We start from the raw sequence: 18056 nt of genomic DNA, 5'->3' as shown, positions 1-18056 counted from the left end.
CGGAAAGATCACTCACATCCAGTTAAACATTTTAATTGATAATAGCCATACCCATTCAGTCATCTGAATTCAGACTTCTGACTTCCTGCTCTTTTATCTTCTGCCGCCGCCAGGACCACGCCCACCGGGTGTACCACCACCACTTGTACGACGTCTTTGACCACCGGCTGCTCCGCCACCAGCACCAGGACCACGGCCACCGCCACGACCACCACGGCCACGACCACCTTCAGCTTGTGCTTCCGCTTCTAAACGGGCTGCTCTTTTTTCTGCATCATCATCTACTGTATCTTCTGTATCCTCGTCTTTTGCAGCCTGGCGTTCTGCTAATCCTTCTGCAATAGCAGCAGTAAGATAGTTTGCAAGAATAGCGATAGACTTTGTCGCATCATCATTACCGGGGATAGCAAAATCAACTTTATTAGGATCGCAGTTTGTATCAACGATACCAAAAGTGGTAATACCTAAACGTTTTGCTTCAGCCAAAGCGATATGCTCATGACCAATGTCAACGATAAACAAAGCAGCAGGCACACGACCCAATTGAGCGATACCACCTAACACTTTATCCATTTTATCACGGTCACGGCTCAAGGTCAAACGCTCTTTTTTGGTGATGCTGTCAAAAGAACCATCGCCCAGCATTTTTTCAATGCTCTGCATTTTCTTAACGCTTTTACGAACCGTGTTGAAGTTGGTCAACATACCACCCAACCAACGCTCAGTAACGAAAGGCATGTTTACTTTTTTAGCACATTCGCTAACAATGTCTTTCGCTTGTTTTTTTGTACCAACAAAAAGTATTTTTTTACCGCTGCGTGCAATCTGCTTCATAGCAGCCGCAGTTTCCTGCAGGCACTCAACCGTTTTATTCAGGTCAATGATATGGATACCTTTCTTTTCAGCAAAGATGTAAGGTAACATCTTGGGGTTCCACTTCTTTTTCAGGTGACCAAAGTGTACACCGGCGTCAAGAAGTTGCTGTTGCAGTGAAGTGTTATTTTCCATTTTCTATTGTTATAATATTTTGAATAATGAGATGATACGGGACACGAGTTTCGGGATTCGGGATAAAAATTCCATCCCGCATCTCGCAACCCCAACCATTAACGTTTGCTGAACTGGTAGCTTCTTCTCGCTTTTTTATGACCAAATTTCTTACGTTCAACAGAACGTGGGTCACGTTTCAACAAGCCAGCTGCCTTTAAAGCAGGACGAAAATCAGGGTTCAGTTCAACCAACACACGGGAAATACCCAGCATTGCTGCTTCAGCCTGGCCTTTCACACCACCACCATCAGCATTGATCTTTACATCAAACTTGCCAACAGCATCGATAGTTTTAAAAGGACGCTCCACCTGGTTTTGCAAATACACCAGTGAAAAATATTGTTTGTAATCTTTGTCGTTTACAGTGATGGTACCGTTTCCTTTGGTAATAAATACCCTGGTCACTGCTTCTTTACGACGTCCAACACCTGTTGTTTGCTTTTCCATTATTTGTTATTTGGTCCCAGCTTTTACCGGGAGAGATTTTAGATTTAAGAATTAAAACTTCAGCTCTTTAGGTTGTTGTGCAACATGCGGATGTTCGGCACCGGCATATACAAACAGTTTTTTGTACATCTGGCGACCCAACCTGTTTTTAGGAAGCATTCCTTTTACCGCTCTTTCAATCACCACTTCTGGTCTGCGGTTGATGAGGTTTCTTGCTACTTCTTCTTTACGACCGCCTGGATAACCACTGAAAGTGTCATATACTTTCTGATCCAGTTTGTTACCGGTTAGTACAACTTTCTCGCAGTTGATCACGATGATATAGTCACCTGTGTCAACATGGGGGGTGTAAGAAGCTTTGTTTTTACCGCGTAGGATAGCGGCAATCTTTGCACACATACGTCCTACGGTTTGATTAGTACCGTCTACAACATACCAGTTACGTTGCACGGTAGCCGCATTCGCATGCTTGGTAGTGAAATGTAATTTGCTCATTCTTGAATCTTTGCACTGCGATCAAATCACAGCAGGTTTTAAAATTACCACCGGGCCATCCCCCGGCAGCACCCCTAGCTAATGCTATTTTTTGGGGGTGCGAAGATAGGCCCGACCAACTCAATTTTCCAAGAAAAGGCAAAGGTATTTTAAACCGAACCTTTGTAATAAATTGATTTACAGTAAAAATTTTGACTGGCAAGAATCATAATTAGGGAAAGTTGGCAGTTTGCCAACTTTTTATTTAGATTTGATCTGATATTAATTTCAGGCGGAAAGGAAAATGATTTGTCTCCAAAGGTCTTTAATGAATTAAACAACCGACTGGCATGATAATTTTCTATTTGGAGAAATTAAATGATTTCGCAAAAGGACATGCCAATTCAAGAAAAAGCCTGGCAACCTGGAAAGCAACAACGGAGGAAGCGATATGGAAAAACAAACAAGACGTGTTAAGAGATTTTCCAAAAGCAAAAATGATCTCCAATAACAGGGCCAGGTTTGAAATAGTTCACAATACCTACAGGCTGATAGCTTTAATAGATTATGATGACCAGATAGTTGAAGTAAGATTTATAGGAACACACAGTGAATACGAGCGGATTGATCCTTCAATCATATAAAATACAATTTTATGAAGCAGTGGTTTTTAATAGAGACAAAGTCTGATTATCAAAAAGCGACTGAGCGGTATGAAGAAATAAAAAATGCAAAAAAAGGATCTGAAGAGCATAAAGAAAAAATGCTTCTAGTTCTTTTAGTAAACGAATATGAACAAAAACAATGGAGTGTTCCCGAAGTTGACCCCATTGAAATGATCAAGATTCGCATGGAAGATTTTGGCTATACGGCTTCCGACCTTGCCAAAGAATATGGTGATAAGGGGACAATCAGTAAAGTTCTAAATTATAAGCAGCCTCTTTCATTGAATATGATCCGCATCTTCAGCAAAATGCTTCGCATTCCTGCTGATGCGTTGACAAAAGAATATAAGTTGCAGTCGTAATTATAGTTTTTCTACAACGATGCGGCTGGCACTCATATAAGTAATGATCACTTTTATTTTATCGCCAGGTTTATACTCTTCAGAACTTTTTTGCTGAATTTTTGCCTGTATTTTATCTCCGAACAGGTTGAGATAAATGCCATAAGAAGAAACCTTAACTACCGCCGCTTCTATTTCCTTTTTGTTCTTAAAATATTCCTCTGCCTTTCGGTATTCAGGAATAAAACTATGAGAGAAGAGTTCGGCTGCAATATTCGGCTTATCGATATTTATTAATTTAAAATTGATGGTCTCATTAACGGCGGACTCCACCGGAGGTTTCTCCCATTTGGACAATTTAAGCGGAAAAAAAATATAGCTATCTCTTTCTTTCACATACATCTCCCCATCCACTATTTTAAAATAACCGGCAAACCGATTTTCTATAAGAGCTTTATTGATTAATTTTTCCAGGGCGGTATTATAAAGAAACTTTAGGTTATAGGCTATCATCTTATCCCCCCTGTCGGACAATTTGACCTGGAAATTCACCTCATCACCCACCCGGAAAACGTGTTTTCTTTTATTGCCTTTCGCTGTTATCGCATCTATTTTACCATTTATCGATTTCCTTTTTCCATTGGCTACATAATCAATGGCAGCGTATTGCTGGTCGTGATGAATAAATGAAATCGTTCCTTTATATACTGTTTCGTCCATGAAATTAAAATTATTGCTCCTGCCCTACAGGTTTGAATCAGCAGTCAAAGGTACTGGCTAGATTGTTCTTAAACCCTTTACTTTTATGAGTAATTGGAGCAAGCCTTTTATATTTATGTTTAAAAAAATCATATGTCAACTCACCTGCTCGGCCGCTCTGTTTTTGGCGATCCAAAAAATGCAGGCAACCTGCTTACACTGGAAGAAGCGCATCGGCTATTGGAAGAATGGGTGCCTAATGAGCGATTGCGCCTTCATATGAAACAGGTGGCCGCAGTGATGAAAGCCTGGGCCATTGAAAAAGAAAATGCTGATGCTACGACAGCTTTGAAATGGGAACTGGCTGGCTTACTGCATGACGCAGACTGGGAGAAATACCCGGATGATCATTGCCGCATCATCATCGAAGAACTGGAGCGCAGAAATATTGATCCTGACGTCATTCATTGTATCGCTTCACATGGACCGGATTATTTTGGCGTGGAGCCAGTCAACAACATGGATAAAATGATCTATGCCATCGATGAATTATCAGGATTTATTCATGCCGCGGCGTTAATAAGACCAAACCTGTACGAGGGGATGGAAGTGAAAAGCATTTTGAAAAAACTAAAAACACCTTCATTTGCCGCACAGGTGAACCGCGATGATATCAACGATGCCATATCCCGGATCAATATTTCATTGGAAGAATTGATCGGTTTTATCATCCGGCATCAAAAGGAAATAAAATAAGTTTGGCCGCAAACGATTGCAGGTAAAAACAAGGATTTGCTGTATTTTCAATACGGATTCCGGGCTATTTTTCAAGAAATATCTGCGAGCTTCACAAACCGATTGCGTATGCTGTCCAACAAGCCACTGCTCTCCTTTTGGCAAATCATCAACATGAACTTTGGTTTTTTTGGCTTGCAATACAGTTTTGGTTTGCAGCAAGCTAACATGAGCCCGATTTATTCTTACCTGGGAGCAGAAGAAAGCAAGTTGCCATTGCTATGGTTGGCAGGTCCCATGACAGGACTGATCGTTCAGCCGATCATCGGCGCCATGAGTGATAAAACGATTACCCGCTATGGCCGGCGTACACCGTATTTTTTGATTGGCGCTGTGTTTTGCAGCCTGGCTTTATTTTTTATGCCATTCAGCAGCACGGTGTGGATGGCTGCAAGCATTCTATGGATATTGGACGCTGCCAATAATATCACCCAGGAACCCTACCGGGCTTTTGTCAGTGATAAGCTGGATAAGAGCCAGCATTCCATTGGATTTTTAACGCAAAGTGCATTTACGGGGCTGGGACAGACGCTATCTTACCTGACACCTTTTTTACTGATCAACTTATTAGCGATTGCTGAAAATGATAAAATAGGAAGACTGCCTACCACCACCGTAATTGCCTTTATCATCGGCTCTGTAGTTTCCATCGGTTCCATTCTATGGACATTGAGAACGACCAAAGAAATACCACTGACCGAACAGGAAAAAGAAAAAATCCGTCAATCACCCGCCGGTATCGGCGGCACTTTTAAAGAGATTTATATGGCATTTAAAGAAATGCCCTTGACCATGAAGCTGATGGGGCCAATGATGCTTTTTAGCTGGTATGCCATGTTTATCTATTGGCAGTATATCGCTAAATGCTTGTCAAAGTCACTATACGATACCGTCGATCCTGCCAATCCGCTTTTCAGAAAAGCCGAATTATGGGTTGGGCCCTTGGGCGCCTTTTATAATGGTGTCGCCTTTCTTTCGGCTTTTTGGCTCGCATCTCTTGCCAAAAAATACGGCCCGAAATACATTCATATGATCTGTTTGTTTTTAGCAGGTGTCGGCTTATTAAGTATTCCTTACATACAGGATAAAAATTTATTATTCATACCAATGATTGGCATGGGACTTTCATGGGCCAGTATGATGGGGAATCCGTATATCATGTTGGCAGGAAGCATTCCTCCCGAACGAACAGGTGTGTACATGGGCATATTCAACATGTTTATTGTAATACCCATGTTGCTCGAGACATTTACCATACCGCTTTATTATAAATCATGGTTGGGAAATAATCCTGTCAATGCGATTATTCTGGCAGGTATCCTTTTGATATTGGCTTCGGTATCCGTGTTTTTTGTAAAAACCAGTAAAAGAGTTGAAGGAACAGTGGATGAAATAGTGCACGGCATGATTCACTAATGCATCACCTAAAACCTCAGTCGATGAAAAGACTATTTATCCTCTTGCTGATCGCTGTGGCTGCAACCGGCATACTCGCCGCTTGTAAATCAAAAGGAAAAAAACAACCTCAAACAGCGGACACGGAAGCCCTGGAAAAAAAATGGTGGAAGGAAGCCATCGTATATCAAATATATCCGCGCAGTTTTAAAGATAGCGACGGTGATGGGATTGGAGATTTGAAAGGCATCATTTCCAAATTGGATTACATTAAAAGTCTTGGTGTAAATGCGATATGGTTGAACCCCATTTATACTTCACCGAATGATGATAATGGATATGATGTAAGCGACTACCGCAACATCATGCAGGATTTTGGAACCATGAACGATTTTGATAACTTATTAAAAGGTCTCCATCACAGAGGCATAAAAATAGTTATGGACCTGGTAGTAAATCACAGCAGTGATGAACATGAATGGTTTAAGCAAAGCCGCAGCTCAAGAACAAGCCCTTACCGGAATTATTATCACTGGTGGAATGCGGAGCGGAGCAAACCGCCCTATCGATACAGTTTATTTGACGTTAACCACGATGCATGGATGTATGACTCATTGACTGATGCTTATTATCTGCACTATTTTTCGAGAAAGCAGCCGGATCTAAACTGGGAAAACCCAAGGCTCAGGCAAGAAGTGTATGATATCATGAAGTTTTGGGCCGATAAGGGTATTGATGGTTTCCGGCTCGATGCTTTCCAGTTTGTATCAAAAGATACCAGCTTTCCTGTGTATCCTCAGGGCTTTGAGAAAAATTTCATCAAGTATTATGCGATGGGGCCTCACCTGCATGAGTACCTGAAGGAAATGAATCGTGAAGTGCTTAGCAAATATGATGTGATGAGTGTAGCCGAGGGAGCCGGCAATTCTTTTGAGGATGCACATGCGCTTGTTGATGCAGACCGAAAAGAATTGGATATGGCCTATGCCTTTGAAGCAGTGGATATCGGTAACGCCAAAGGCTATAGCGTTTTAAAATTAAAAGAAGTGTTCAGTCGCTGGGATAGTGCTTTTGCGGATAAAGGCTGGCTCTCCATTTTTTTGGCCAATCATGACCAGGCCAGGATGGTGAGCCGTTTTGGAAATGATAAGCCGTTGTTCCGGGAAGTTTCATCCAAAATGCTGAATACATTTCTTATGACAATGCGTGGTACCGTTTATTGTTACAACGGAGATGAATTAGGAATGACCAATGCCGGATTTACCTCTATTAGTGATTATAAGGATATGCCTACCCTAAATGAGTACCAGCATCAAAAGGATATCGGTGAAGATTTGAACCTTTTTATGGAAACCGTTCAAAATAGCAGCAGAGACAATGGCCGCACACCTTTTCAGTGGGATAGCAGTGCTAATGCCGGATTTACCACCGGCACACCATGGATCAAGGTAAATCCCAATTATAACACCATCAACGCCGCTGTACAAGAAAAAGATTCCGCAAGCTGCTTGAACTATTTCAGAAAACTTACTCACTTACGCAAAGAAAACCCGGTACTGGTGTATGGAAAATATACCTTGCTGGATAAAAGCAATCCGGATGTATATGCCTATACCCGAGAATTAGACGACAAGAAAGTGTTAGTACTTTTAAATTTCAGAAGCACGGCAGCAGTAGCCAGGACGGATATGGACCTGGATAATGCAAAAATTTTGCTGTGTAATTATAAAACACCATCTGTCCATGGAAACCTTCAACCTTATGAAGCCATTATATACGAATTGCCATAATTTTTTAGAAAGAAACACATGAAAAAAATATTATGTATAGGCGAAGCATTGATCGATATGATCTGCACCGATAAAGGAAGCTCATTAGCTGACGGAAATAATTTTTTAAAAAAAGCAGGTGGCGCTCCTACTAATGTGGCTGCTGCCATTGCTGCATTGGGCGGAGAAGTGGAATTGTTGGCAAAAGTCGGCACCGATCCTTTCGGCCGCCACCTGATCGACGTGATGGAGGAGTTTAAAGTAAGTACGAAGTGGATATTGCAGGATCCTGATCATTTTACCACGTTTGCTTTTGTATCACTGATGGAAAACGGGGAACGTGATTTTTATTTCAACCGTGGTGCAGATGGCCAATTAAGTGTAAAAGATATTGACCAGGTCAATCTCAATGAATTCTCCATCGTTCACTTTGGATCAGCAACTGGATTCTTGCCCGGGCCATTGCAAGCCGCTTACCAGGGATTGCTGCAACAATGCCTGCAGCATGAAGTTTTTATCAGCTTTGATCCCAACTACCGTCATTTACTTTTTCAAAACAATACGCAAACATTCATTGATCAGTCCTGGAATTTTTTAAACAGTTGTCATTTCTTCAAAGTAAGTGACGATGAGGCAATGCTGATAACCGGGCGGGCAACCTTAACAGATGCAGTGGATACATTACTACAAAAAACTTCGGCTGTCTTTGCCATTACACTGGGTAAAGAAGGCACGATGCTTGGCATACAGGGCGAAACCATTATAATTCCCAGCATACCGGTGAACCCTGTTGATACCACCGGTGCAGGAGATGCATTTGTTGGAACGGTGCTTTATCAACTAAGTTCCCGATCGGTGGCACAAATAAAAAATCTCACCATTGATGATTGGCGGACGATCATCTTAAATGCCAATAAGGCCGGAGCTAGAACCTGTGAATACATGGGCGCTATGGAAGCATTTAAACATTTAAGTACAAAAATTTTCCACTAATGTATAACTACGGGCTTCATCAACATGTCAATCAATCCATACAGGAGGCCGGGCTGGATATTAGTGGAGCTGATAATTTATTTTATACCCGGTTTATCGTTAACACCAGTACGATCTTTGGGTTGTACATGCAATTGTATGAACACCACCCCAAGGCTGAACAGGCCTTTCATGAATTGATCAAAGTAATCATTAAGGCACATACCGAAAGATCAAAAACCTTAATTGAACGGGATAACCAAAAAACAAAAGAAGAACACTGGTTTTTAAGCAATGAAATAAACGGAATGAGTCTGTATGTGGACCGATTTTGTGGAAACCTGCAGAATCTTCAAAACAAACTGGATTACCTGGAAACACTAGGTGTGAACTTTCTGCATTTGATGCCATTATTTCAAAGTCCCAAAAACGAAAGTGATGGCGGCTATGCTGTATCTGATTTTCGTAAAGTAGATAAAAGATTTGGTGACCTGGAAGATTTGCGGCAATTGCAGCAAGTCATGCAGGAAAGAAATATGTACCTGATGCTGGACATTGTGTTGAATCATACTTCACATCATCATGAATGGGCAAAAAAAGCTAAACAGGGAGATCATCATTTCCAGGATTACTACCACTTTTACAATGATCGTAGCCTGCCTGATCAATATGATCAAACAATGCCGGAGATTTTTCCAGAAAGCTCTCCCGGCAACTTCACCTATGTTCGTGACTGTCATAAATGGGTGATGACCGTATTTCATCACTATCAATGGGACCTGAATTACAATAACCCGCAGGTGTTGGTGGAGATGCTGGACATTATATTTTTCTATGCCAATCTCGGTGTTGATGTCTTAAGAATAGATGCACCGGCTTTTATCTGGAAACAATTAGGTACCACCTGTCAAAATCTTCCGCAGGCTCATACTATTCTCCGGTTGATCAAACAATGTGTACAGGTGGCTACACCGGGAATGGCTTTGTTGGGCGAAGCGATTGTTGCTCCAAAAGATATCATACCCTACTTCGGCACGGCTGATTTTAAAGCACGGGAATGTGACTTTGCTTACAACGCAACACATATGGCCCTGCAATGGGATATGCTGGCAACAGGTGATACCAGGATCATGTTGGCAGCGCAGCATGAACTGTTGAAAAAACCATTCGGCACATCCTGGATAAACTATACCCGGTGCCATGATGACATTGGTTTGGGCTATGAAGATTATATGATAAGACAGGCAGGCTTTGATCCATTTGAACACCGAAAATTTTTGAAAGATTATTACTCGGGTTTTCATACCGGCTCGCCTGCAAAAGGAGCATTGTTTTCAAGCAACCCCAAAACAGGTGATGCACGAATAAGCGGATCACTCGCCTCTTTGTGTGGATTGGAAAAAGCATTGGATGATAAGGATGCTAACGCCATAAATGTTACCATCAAAAAGATCTTGCTGATGCAGGCCCATAGCTTTTTCCTGGGTGGGATACCTATGCTATTCTACGGTGATGAACTGGGCTACACAAACGATTATAGTTATTTACAAGATGCTGGTAAAAGTTATGATAACCGCTGGATGCACCGGCCAACTATTGACTGGGAAAAGAATAAAAAAATTAATGAGACAGGCACGGTTGAAAGCCGGATTTTTTCCGGCACACAAAAACTATTGGCTATCCGAAAAAGAATACCGCTGATAGCAGACCATAGCAACATTACCTGGCTTACTCCGCACAATATTCATGTAGCCGGCTATATGCGATCCTTTGGAGAAAGTAAATTTTTTGGCATTTTCAATTTCAGCCCGAACGACTCTTTTCTTACCTGGTATGCTTTTAAAGAACAGTCATTAAAGGCATCGAAGTTTTATGATCACTGGAAAGAACGAAAATTGACTATTGGAAAAAATGACGAATACCTGGTCATCGCTCCTTATGATTTCCTGTTGCTGGAACCAGTGGAAAAATAACTGTTATAGGGTCAACCCGTATTTTTTTATCAGGGCCAATAAGACACCATTCGTCCAGCCAAAACCATCCTGCCCGGGGTACTCGCCACCACCTGCTTCAATATGCGTGTCCACCACATTGTACTTTTCCATCATTTTACCGGTACGAATAAAAACATCATTATTCAATTTTACCCACCGTTTGGCAATATCACCAGCCAGCTCTTTCTGGCCACAACGATCGAGTCCCCAAATAGTCATCCATTGCAACGGCGCCCATCCGTTGGGGGCATCCCATTGCTGGTTGGTATTTTTTTCAACTGTCACTACGCCACCATCTTTCAACAATTTTGTTCTGACCATTTCGGCCGCTCTTTTCGCCAACAGACTTAAATAATCAGGCTTATCTTCAAAAAAACAAAAGGGATACATACCGGCCAATGAAGCATTGTTAACGATCCGTTGTGTTTTAAAATTATAGTCTGTATAATAGTTAAGATTTCTATTCCAGCAATATTTATCAATTGCTACCTGCCGCGTCGAAGCTTTTTTCCTGAACTCTTCCGATCCCTGCAGATCACTTTTCAACAATTTACCTTTGGCAATTACCAGCTCAAGATTGTACAAAAGCGAATTCAAATCGACCGCAATATAGTTGGTGGTTTGTATGCTCGTAATATTTTTACCATCAGCAAACCAACGATTACTAAAGTCAATTCCACTTTCCGCCCCTGCACGCAGGTGTTTATACATTTCAATTCTATTCCTGCCCGATTTGGCGGCGGTTTCTATGTCTTCCCTATAACTCTCCTGCCGGGGCACATTACTATCATCCCAATAGCGATTGAGTATAGCACCATCTTTTAGTCTGACAACTCTTCTATAAGGCTGACCCAATTTTACTTTGGCAGCACCATCCATCCAATAGGCATATTCTTTCTCTAAGACTGGCAAATAAACAGTAAAAACATCTTCGCCCTTGATAGAAGCCAGCAACTGTACCATCGCTGCAAAGAATGGTGGTTGTGACCTGCCAATATAATAGCTCCTGTTTCCATTCGGAATATGTCCATATGTTTCGATGAGATATGCAAAGTTTTTGATCATGTTTTCGATCATCTCGTTCTCGCCACTTTCTTTTAAACCCAGCATGGTAAAATAGGAATCCCAATAATAAATTTCCCTGAATCGTCCGCCTGGAACAATATAGGGATTGGGTAGCGGTAATAAAGAACTGCCTTCTACCGGCACATCGGCATCCCGTTTCAAAACGCCCCACAGGTTTTTGATATGCATGACTACATCTTTTTCTTTGGTCACATAATTAAGCTGTGGGGTCTTGGGTATTTCAAAATTACTTTCGACAAACAACTGGAGACTAAACCGCAAGGCCGAATTATTTTTGGCAGCCAGGTATTCTTTCAATATTTCCTTTGGATTCTTCTTTGGCACGCAATCCACGAAAGTTTTCCCGTCAGGAAATATTTTTGCCATTTGCACATCTTTGAAAAGTTGACCATAGACCTGGTCGGGTGTTTGAACTTTTTGCGAAAACATTGGTGAAGAAATTACCAACATAAGGATGGCAGCCAGGTTCTTTTTCATATAATAAGTTGTTCTTAAAGATACAAAAGAAATCAAGCTAACACTTTGTAGTGTCAGCTTGATTGGTCCGCATGGGAACGGCATAGTTATTATTTTTTGTAGCGGGGTTGAAGCTGTGCCAGCTATGCCAGAATTCCTGGTAACAGAATCAGTCCAAAGATCCGGTCAGGAAAATTCTTTCGATGATTTTATTATCATGCCTCGGCCGCTATCCAAATAAAAGATTGCTATGATCTTTATTAATGGGCAGGCCCACAACTAATCAATCCTGATTTAGTAGTTGTGAAATCAACACGGTTCACATTTATCGTGGTAAGCAAATCATTTCGTTCTTTTATCTTAACCGTTTGTCCCGGTTGAATATTTTTAAATACCTGTATTAAATTACTAACCGGCCATTTTATCTCTATTTGCTCAATTACAACAGCACTGCCAATACCTATATGCTGCATTAACGGATTGGAGCCAAAACTTCCACCTGAATTAACATCGCGGTACACAGATCTTTCAATTCCGTTTTCCTTAAATGTCACTTTTATTTTTGCACCAATAGCGGCCGCATTGCATTTTGTCCCTTCGAGGACAAGGTTTATCCAGCGATTATCGTTTTGACCGGGATTAATGTATAATGAATTCTGATACGCGTCTCCTTTATATGCTCCGCCCATATCAATATAAATGTCATGGTCGCCGTCGTTATCCAGGTCTGCAAAAGACACACCATGCCCTTTTTGCAAATTACCAACCCTTGCAGATGACGTAGCATCAATAAAATATTGCCCATTTACGTTTTTAAATAGTTTATTCGGTACCAATGATTGATAAAGCGGATTACCTGTGCCCATATAGATATCAGGAAAGCCATCATTATCTATATCCCCAAAATTCATCCCCATGGCAAAAGCAATCTTATTGAGCCCTACTTTATCTGTAACATCTTCAAATGTCCCATCATGTTTGTTTCTGAATAAAAATTGTTTACCTGAATTACCAACCTTGTAGTGTAAAGCTTCCGCAGCAGCATACGAGGCTAATGATCCGCCAAATTCATAACTGCAGATTAAGATATCCAACCAGCCATCATTATCATAATCAAAAAAACAGGTCGGAAATGTTCTTGTACGGCAGATACCCAAACCGGCTTGTTCAGTAACATTTTTAAAATGGACAACCCCATTTTTAATTCCTTCATTTCTAAGCAATACCTTTTGTTCCCCCAATATAGACACAAAAATATCCGGCCAGCCATCATTATCATAATCCCCTGAAGTAACTCCTTTTACAAAATCGTTAATAACGACGTTACTCTGCATTGCGGTTTCGGTAAAGGTTCCATCTTTATTGTTCATATAAAGCTCACTGGAATTTAAATCCGATAGACTCGCCGATTCATTGCCGATAAAGACGTCCAGCCACCCATCGTTATTGAAATCATTCCATGTTGCAGTTTGTGTAGGATGAAATGACAGCAAACCGCTTTTCCGGGTAACGTCTGTAAATGTTCCGTCTCCATTATTGCGCAATAAAGAATTGGGTTCCTTACCATATGGGCCTTTCCATGCTCCGCGCAAAACAAAAATATCTTTAAGGCCGTCATTATTATAATCGGTCTGCATAATATTCAATCCCCCGGTAAATTCCGACAGCCCCGACGAATCCGATACATTGGTAAAAGTGCCATTGCCATTATTCCTGCAGTAATGCATTCCTTCATTCAAACTCCAGCTTGATGTTACAAGATCCAGGTAATTATCGTTGTTGAAATCGTCAATAATACTACCGCCTGCAAGATTATTTCTATTGAGACCGGTATTAATAGCTGCGTCTGTAAAGGGTTTTACAGCATGAAGACTGTCCTCATCAAGACCTTTTATCAAAAATTCAGATGGAATATCCTTCGGGTATCCTCCAATAGTCATATACGCAATATTCAGCAACCACCTCGATTCAAGATCATACGGGTTTCTCTTTAAAAGCATTTTATAAATTTCAATCGCCTTTGAAGAGCCTATCTTATCAAGATGCACGCCGGCACCTTGTATAGGAAACACGCAGGATTGCGCACTATGATTATGAAGACAATTGGTTCTTTCGCCAAGCCGGATATGAGCAATCGCAAGACCCTTCAGTAGCAGTTCTGTTTTTCGATAATCAGAACTGTTTACCCGTGTTAACAAGTCTTCAAATGTAGCAATTGATTGCTGCTCATAGCCCATTTCAAGCAATGTTATAGCTTTATAATAGGCAGTATTTGCGGCCTCGGTATAATTAGCCGGGATGGCTAACAAGGAATCATAGAATGCCAGTTTAGCCTCCGGGCAAAAAGCATTTGTCATTGTATATTCACTTTTTGCAACATCGGACAGCAGTTCGACCATCTCCTTATTTGAATCCGTTTTCTCATTACAGGAAATGAATAAAAAGAAAACGGGAAATATCAAAGGAGTTATTTTTTTATCCCACATAAAAACAGTTTAATACCAGCTACCAATACAGGAACCGGTCTGAACAACTACAATTATTTTTTGAGAAATGATATTCCCTGAATGTTCGGTTATTTTTATAAGGATGGTATCAACCTATATAAATTCTATAACAGGCAAATTTTGGAATGCGACTATGAATACTTGCGTTACCGGAATACGTAAAATAAATAACCGTATAGCACAAATACGCTATTTATCAAACCCATCCGGCAATATGCTGTTTGATTAAAAATTCAGGGAAGAAATATTAACTGACCTCAGGCGGTTTAGCGGGAAAGCCAATAAAACAGGTGGTTAAGCGGCATGAATATATATTTTCCCCTGCACTGACGGACGATACAGACAAAAGGGCGGACCCAGTACCCTGCTGATCATATTCTGTTTCACAATTATTTTTCTTTCCGAAAGACTCTGTCCCTTTTTTGGAAGAGGAAGGTTCATTATCACTTTGTTTCGCTGCTAACTCATTTTTTGCTTTATACAACTCGGTTTTGACATGATTGGGAAGACAGACCAGGTAAAGTGTATCACTTTGCATTTTTCGTTTTACAAAGTTATAGTGTATTCCGTTCAATTCAATTTCTCCATCATAACGCTCATACTCATTCAGGCTGGTGTAATAAGGAAGATAAAGCGGAACTTTGATTTCGAAAAGCTCTGATTCATTGTAATTGCCATTATCCAACTCCTCAACCGTGTGTTTATTTGTTTGATGAATAAAGTAATCAAAGAGTACGGAATACCCGACCAGGTTGAGCAGGTACACTTTAATAAACAGTATTGCTACAATTTTCTTTAGCACAGGCGGAATAAAGTTTTATTTATGATAATCTTCGGTTTTTTGTACACTAACTATATGAAAATTGCATTTCTTCTTTTTTGTTATTTTTTTGTCCCGGGATTAAATGTTCTCCAGCTATGCCAAAACTCCTGGTAAGCCTGTAATGGTTTCAGGGAAAATGTTGTATCAATGCCTTTACCATCTATCCTGAAATGCCGGTTATTGAAAAAAATCGTATCGTTCTTCAAATCAATCCTTGCGGCTGCATCCGGCAGTTCAAATGCAAAAAAACTTTTATCATCCGAGGCAAGTACAACTGCCGCCGGAGCACTATTTATATTGTCATGCATGATTCTTTCTTTTTTCAACTGGTTCCAGTCATAAGCTTTTCTGTCATTGCCTGATTTCACGCCTATCACCCATGATTTATCTTTCCATGATAAGCTATCGGTACCGGTTAGTTTACTTTTACTTTTGCCGCTTTCATATTTCAATGTAGTATCATAAGAAGTAATAAAAGCAGAATCCGCTTGCATCACTTTGGAATCAGGATGCAGTTCCAGCCATTTGATCAATGATGTTTGTGCACTCAGCACTTCAGGCAATTGCTGCCCTTTTAATTTTCCTGCTACTGCTTTACCTGTCGCCTGCTGCCACCAGCTTTTGGTAGTTGCATCTTCAAGCATCGCATTAAAGTGATCCATCCCTACCAGTCTGAATGTTTCTTTTTTGCCATTAATGATTGGCTCAAAGACACGACCTGTCCTGCAGACTGTACAATAAGTAACCAATATAGGTTTACCGCCAACAATGTCCTGCACATGATGGTGATAACCTAAAAACCGGATTGGATAGGCTTTTGCTTCGCCATTGATAGCAACACCGATCACAAGACGATTGGAATCCACTTTGTTGTCGCCGGCGAGGGCTAATGCAAATTGTTTTGGTTGTTTAAACATGGCATCTGCCGCCATATTGAAATTGGCCATGTAAATAACAGCCGCAAGTATAAGCAGTGGAAGTATCAATGCCCATTTCCATTTCTTATTCCATTTGGTTTTTAACAGCCCAACAATTATCATTAGCCCGAATATGCCACGAATAACCCAGCGCCATTTGTATAAGAAGTAAGCTGCATCAATACTATTCATTCGCTGGCTACCAGGCATAGGCATGATGAAATAAACATTGGCTACTTCAAAAAGCAGTAACCCTATCCAGCCAAACCAAAAAAGTTTTTTCATTGTTCTAAATTTTACTTTACCTATAAAGATCGAAATCTATATACCCTTCTTCTGCTCTTCGTGGAGCTCTATCAATATAAACCTGCTTATCAGCAGGCGCCCATGTTGCGAGACCGTCAACATAACGATTGAACATGCAAAAAGCTGCTGCTAAACCACCCGTTGGATCCAACTTGAGTGATAACCTTGCTTCGGTAAAGTCAATTTGCACATTATATGCTCCGCTATACAGACTTCTCCTTATATCAGCTTCGGCTTCATTGATAAGGTCTTCAATAAACTGATCACGGTCATATCCTGCAATGCCTTCCTGCGGATATAGCAAGCTTAAAGCAGAAACGGAAATAACAGCCTGTTTAACCGGCAAAACGGTAAACTGTTTTGCTTTTTCAAGATAAGCGTTTGCGAATGTTTGATAACGAAAAGGCCCTCCTGTAATAACTGGCAACTGACGTGTATGACCATCGGCAAATGGAATTGTGACGCCGTTAGCACTTAACTCTTTCATACCAGCAATGGGATATGTTGCGAAACTGGGCTTGGTTTGTTCGCCATCGGTGATCACAGGAGAACCTGTGGCTTCGAAATTTTTAATTGTATCAGCTATTGCCCAATCAAACAATTTGTCAAGTTCCTGTTTTTGTACCTGGCCGGCAGCATGTGCTACCATAGCTTCGATAAGTTCGATCGGCCTTGGAATACTTCCAATTGGTTCAGTTTTAATTTTCATAAAAAACTATTTAATTGTTAAATGAAATTTTTTTCAGAACTCCATTGGTAGCGGATCAATCATTTTTCTCCGTCATGCCGGATGACTTTGAGGCAATACATATCCCAGGGTTGTCATTCTTTTTCCCATTTCCTCATACGCCGTCGGGTCCGCTGGTGTGAATGCTGCTAACCCATCAACATAACGGTTGAACATGCAAAAGGTTGCTGCAATCAATACCGTGTCATGTATCGTTCTGTCATCGGCGCCATGCTTTCTTGCTTCGGCTATATCTTCTTCTTTCACCTCCTTGCCCAGTATCTGCACTTTGCCTGCAATGTTCAATAAGGCTTTCATCTTATCGCTTATATCCGAATACTGCATGTCTTTCAGCACATCATCCACGACCTCTTTTTCATCACCATATAAACAGCGGGCAGCGGCAGCATGGCTTTTCATGCAGAACATGCAGTTGTTTTTATACGAAACATAAGTTGCGATCAATTCTCTTTCAGCCTCGGTCAGGGGCGATTCGCCTCGTAATAATACCTGTGCTAATTCATAAAGATGTTTACCTGTTTCGGGCCTGAACATCACCAGGCTCCTGATACCCGGCACTCCTTCTGGTACTTGTATATGCGCCATTTGTTTTATTTATTTTTTTACAGTTTAA

General features: G+C 40.9%; 17 protein-coding genes. 7 read left to right on the top strand and 10 right to left on the bottom strand.

Annotation, left to right across the window (positions count from 1 at the left end; genetic code table 11):
- Positions 1–93: 93 nt before the first annotated feature.
- The 3 genes from rpsB to rplM form a co-directional block, all read right to left on the bottom strand.
- A complete protein-coding gene (rpsB, locus tag ACFEL9_RS13200) occupies positions 94–1008 on the bottom strand; it encodes a 30S ribosomal protein S2 (RefSeq protein ID WP_385890690.1) in 915 nt (304 codons plus the stop codon).
- Between the two features lie 98 nt (positions 1009–1106).
- Positions 1107–1496, bottom strand: coding sequence for a 30S ribosomal protein S9 (gene rpsI / locus ACFEL9_RS13195; RefSeq protein ID WP_385890688.1), 390 nt, complete (start codon positions 1494–1496; stop codon positions 1107–1109).
- 51 nt (positions 1497–1547) lie between these two features.
- On the bottom strand, positions 1548–1991 hold the full coding sequence (rplM, locus tag ACFEL9_RS13190; RefSeq protein ID WP_276503802.1) for a 50S ribosomal protein L13: 444 nt from the start codon (positions 1989–1991) through the stop codon (positions 1548–1550).
- Between the two features lie 329 nt (positions 1992–2320).
- Between rplM and ACFEL9_RS13185 the strand changes: the two genes are divergently transcribed.
- Positions 2321–2614 (top strand): type II toxin-antitoxin system HigB family toxin, encoded by a 294-nt coding sequence (locus ACFEL9_RS13185; RefSeq protein WP_385890685.1) that lies wholly within the window; start codon positions 2321–2323, stop codon positions 2612–2614.
- Between the two features lie 11 nt (positions 2615–2625).
- Positions 2626–2997 (top strand): helix-turn-helix domain-containing protein, encoded by a 372-nt coding sequence (locus ACFEL9_RS13180; protein WP_385890683.1) that lies wholly within the window; start codon positions 2626–2628, stop codon positions 2995–2997.
- Here ACFEL9_RS13180 and ACFEL9_RS13175 read toward each other — a convergent pair whose 3' ends face one another.
- Positions 2998–3696 (bottom strand): hypothetical protein, encoded by a 699-nt coding sequence (locus tag ACFEL9_RS13175; RefSeq protein ID WP_385890680.1) that lies wholly within the window; start codon positions 3694–3696, stop codon positions 2998–3000.
- A gap of 132 nt (positions 3697–3828) precedes the next feature.
- Between ACFEL9_RS13175 and ACFEL9_RS13170 the strand changes: the two genes are divergently transcribed.
- The 5 genes from ACFEL9_RS13170 (at position 3829) to ACFEL9_RS13150 (ending at position 10579) form a co-directional block, all read left to right on the top strand.
- The gene (locus tag ACFEL9_RS13170; protein WP_385890678.1) at positions 3829–4431 is read left to right on the top strand and encodes a hydrolase; all 603 of its coding nucleotides are present in this window, start codon (positions 3829–3831) and stop codon (positions 4429–4431) included.
- Between the two features lie 108 nt (positions 4432–4539).
- Positions 4540–5886, top strand: a complete 1347-nt coding sequence (locus tag ACFEL9_RS13165) for an MFS transporter (protein ID WP_385890675.1) — start codon at positions 4540–4542, stop codon at positions 5884–5886.
- A 23-nt stretch (positions 5887–5909) separates the two neighbouring features.
- The gene (locus tag ACFEL9_RS13160; protein WP_385890672.1) at positions 5910–7655 is read left to right on the top strand and encodes a glycoside hydrolase family 13 protein; all 1746 of its coding nucleotides are present in this window, start codon (positions 5910–5912) and stop codon (positions 7653–7655) included.
- A gap of 18 nt (positions 7656–7673) precedes the next feature.
- Complete coding sequence (locus tag ACFEL9_RS13155; RefSeq protein WP_385890670.1) at positions 7674–8627, top strand: carbohydrate kinase family protein; 954 nt, start codon at positions 7674–7676, stop codon at positions 8625–8627.
- On the top strand, positions 8627–10579 hold the full coding sequence (locus ACFEL9_RS13150; protein WP_385890667.1) for an alpha-amylase family protein: 1953 nt from the start codon (positions 8627–8629) through the stop codon (positions 10577–10579). Before ACFEL9_RS13155 ends, ACFEL9_RS13150 begins: the two co-directional genes overlap by 1 nt.
- A gap of 3 nt (positions 10580–10582) precedes the next feature.
- Here ACFEL9_RS13150 and treF read toward each other — a convergent pair whose 3' ends face one another.
- The 6 genes from treF to ACFEL9_RS13120 form a co-directional block, all read right to left on the bottom strand.
- Positions 10583–12163 carry an alpha,alpha-trehalase TreF gene (treF, locus tag ACFEL9_RS13145; protein ID WP_385890664.1) on the bottom strand — a complete coding sequence of 527 codons (1581 nt, stop codon included), beginning with the start codon at positions 12161–12163 and terminating at the stop codon, positions 10583–10585.
- A 239-nt stretch (positions 12164–12402) separates the two neighbouring features.
- Positions 12403–14628, bottom strand: coding sequence for a CRTAC1 family protein (locus ACFEL9_RS13140; protein ID WP_385890662.1), 2226 nt, complete (start codon positions 14626–14628; stop codon positions 12403–12405).
- A gap of 268 nt (positions 14629–14896) precedes the next feature.
- Entirely contained in the window at positions 14897–15451 is a 555-nt protein-coding gene (locus ACFEL9_RS13135) for a hypothetical protein (RefSeq protein WP_385890659.1), read from the bottom strand.
- 80 nt (positions 15452–15531) lie between these two features.
- On the bottom strand, positions 15532–16674 hold the full coding sequence (locus tag ACFEL9_RS13130; RefSeq protein ID WP_385890656.1) for a DUF3179 domain-containing (seleno)protein: 1143 nt from the start codon (positions 16672–16674) through the stop codon (positions 15532–15534).
- A gap of 16 nt (positions 16675–16690) precedes the next feature.
- Entirely contained in the window at positions 16691–17404 is a 714-nt protein-coding gene (locus ACFEL9_RS13125; RefSeq protein ID WP_385890653.1) for a uroporphyrinogen decarboxylase/cobalamine-independent methonine synthase family protein, read from the bottom strand.
- 72 nt (positions 17405–17476) lie between these two features.
- Positions 17477–18028 carry a carboxymuconolactone decarboxylase family protein gene (locus ACFEL9_RS13120; RefSeq protein WP_385890651.1) on the bottom strand — a complete coding sequence of 184 codons (552 nt, stop codon included), beginning with the start codon at positions 18026–18028 and terminating at the stop codon, positions 17477–17479.
- Between the last annotated feature and the right edge of the window lie 28 nt (positions 18029–18056).

It is taken from the genome of Terrimonas alba (genome assembly GCF_042434975.1).
In the GTDB taxonomy this organism is placed as follows: domain Bacteria; phylum Bacteroidota; class Bacteroidia; order Chitinophagales; family Chitinophagaceae; genus Terrimonas_B; species Terrimonas_B alba.
The sequence above is the reverse complement of the archived record's forward strand: the minus strand, read 5'-3'. Positions and strand labels throughout refer to the sequence as shown.

Bases quoted from the DNA above. Each gene is read 5' to 3' on its own strand.
- rpsB (WP_385890690.1), bottom strand. From the start codon at position 1,008: ATGGAAAATAACACTTCACTGCAACAGCAACTTCTTGACGCCGGTGTA.
- rpsI (WP_385890688.1), bottom strand. From the start codon at position 1,496: ATGGAAAAGCAAACAACAGGTGTTGGACGTCGTAAAGAAGCAGTGACC.
- rplM (WP_276503802.1), bottom strand. From the start codon at position 1,991: ATGAGCAAATTACATTTCACTACCAAGCATGCGAATGCGGCTACCGTG.
- ACFEL9_RS13185 (WP_385890685.1), top strand. From the start codon at position 2,321: ATGATAATTTTCTATTTGGAGAAATTAAATGATTTCGCAAAAGGACAT.
- ACFEL9_RS13180 (WP_385890683.1), top strand. From the start codon at position 2,626: ATGAAGCAGTGGTTTTTAATAGAGACAAAGTCTGATTATCAAAAAGCG.
- ACFEL9_RS13175 (WP_385890680.1), bottom strand. From the start codon at position 3,696: ATGGACGAAACAGTATATAAAGGAACGATTTCATTTATTCATCACGAC.
- ACFEL9_RS13170 (WP_385890678.1), top strand. From the start codon at position 3,829: ATGTCAACTCACCTGCTCGGCCGCTCTGTTTTTGGCGATCCAAAAAAT.
- ACFEL9_RS13165 (WP_385890675.1), top strand. From the start codon at position 4,540: ATGCTGTCCAACAAGCCACTGCTCTCCTTTTGGCAAATCATCAACATG.
- ACFEL9_RS13160 (WP_385890672.1), top strand. From the start codon at position 5,910: ATGAAAAGACTATTTATCCTCTTGCTGATCGCTGTGGCTGCAACCGGC.
- ACFEL9_RS13155 (WP_385890670.1), top strand. From the start codon at position 7,674: ATGAAAAAAATATTATGTATAGGCGAAGCATTGATCGATATGATCTGC.
- ACFEL9_RS13150 (WP_385890667.1), top strand. From the start codon at position 8,627: ATGTATAACTACGGGCTTCATCAACATGTCAATCAATCCATACAGGAG.
- treF (WP_385890664.1), bottom strand. From the start codon at position 12,163: ATGAAAAAGAACCTGGCTGCCATCCTTATGTTGGTAATTTCTTCACCA.
- ACFEL9_RS13140 (WP_385890662.1), bottom strand. From the start codon at position 14,628: ATGTGGGATAAAAAAATAACTCCTTTGATATTTCCCGTTTTCTTTTTA.
- ACFEL9_RS13130 (WP_385890656.1), bottom strand. From the start codon at position 16,674: ATGAAAAAACTTTTTTGGTTTGGCTGGATAGGGTTACTGCTTTTTGAA.
- ACFEL9_RS13125 (WP_385890653.1), bottom strand. From the start codon at position 17,404: ATGAAAATTAAAACTGAACCAATTGGAAGTATTCCAAGGCCGATCGAA.
- ACFEL9_RS13120 (WP_385890651.1), bottom strand. From the start codon at position 18,028: ATGGCGCATATACAAGTACCAGAAGGAGTGCCGGGTATCAGGAGCCTG.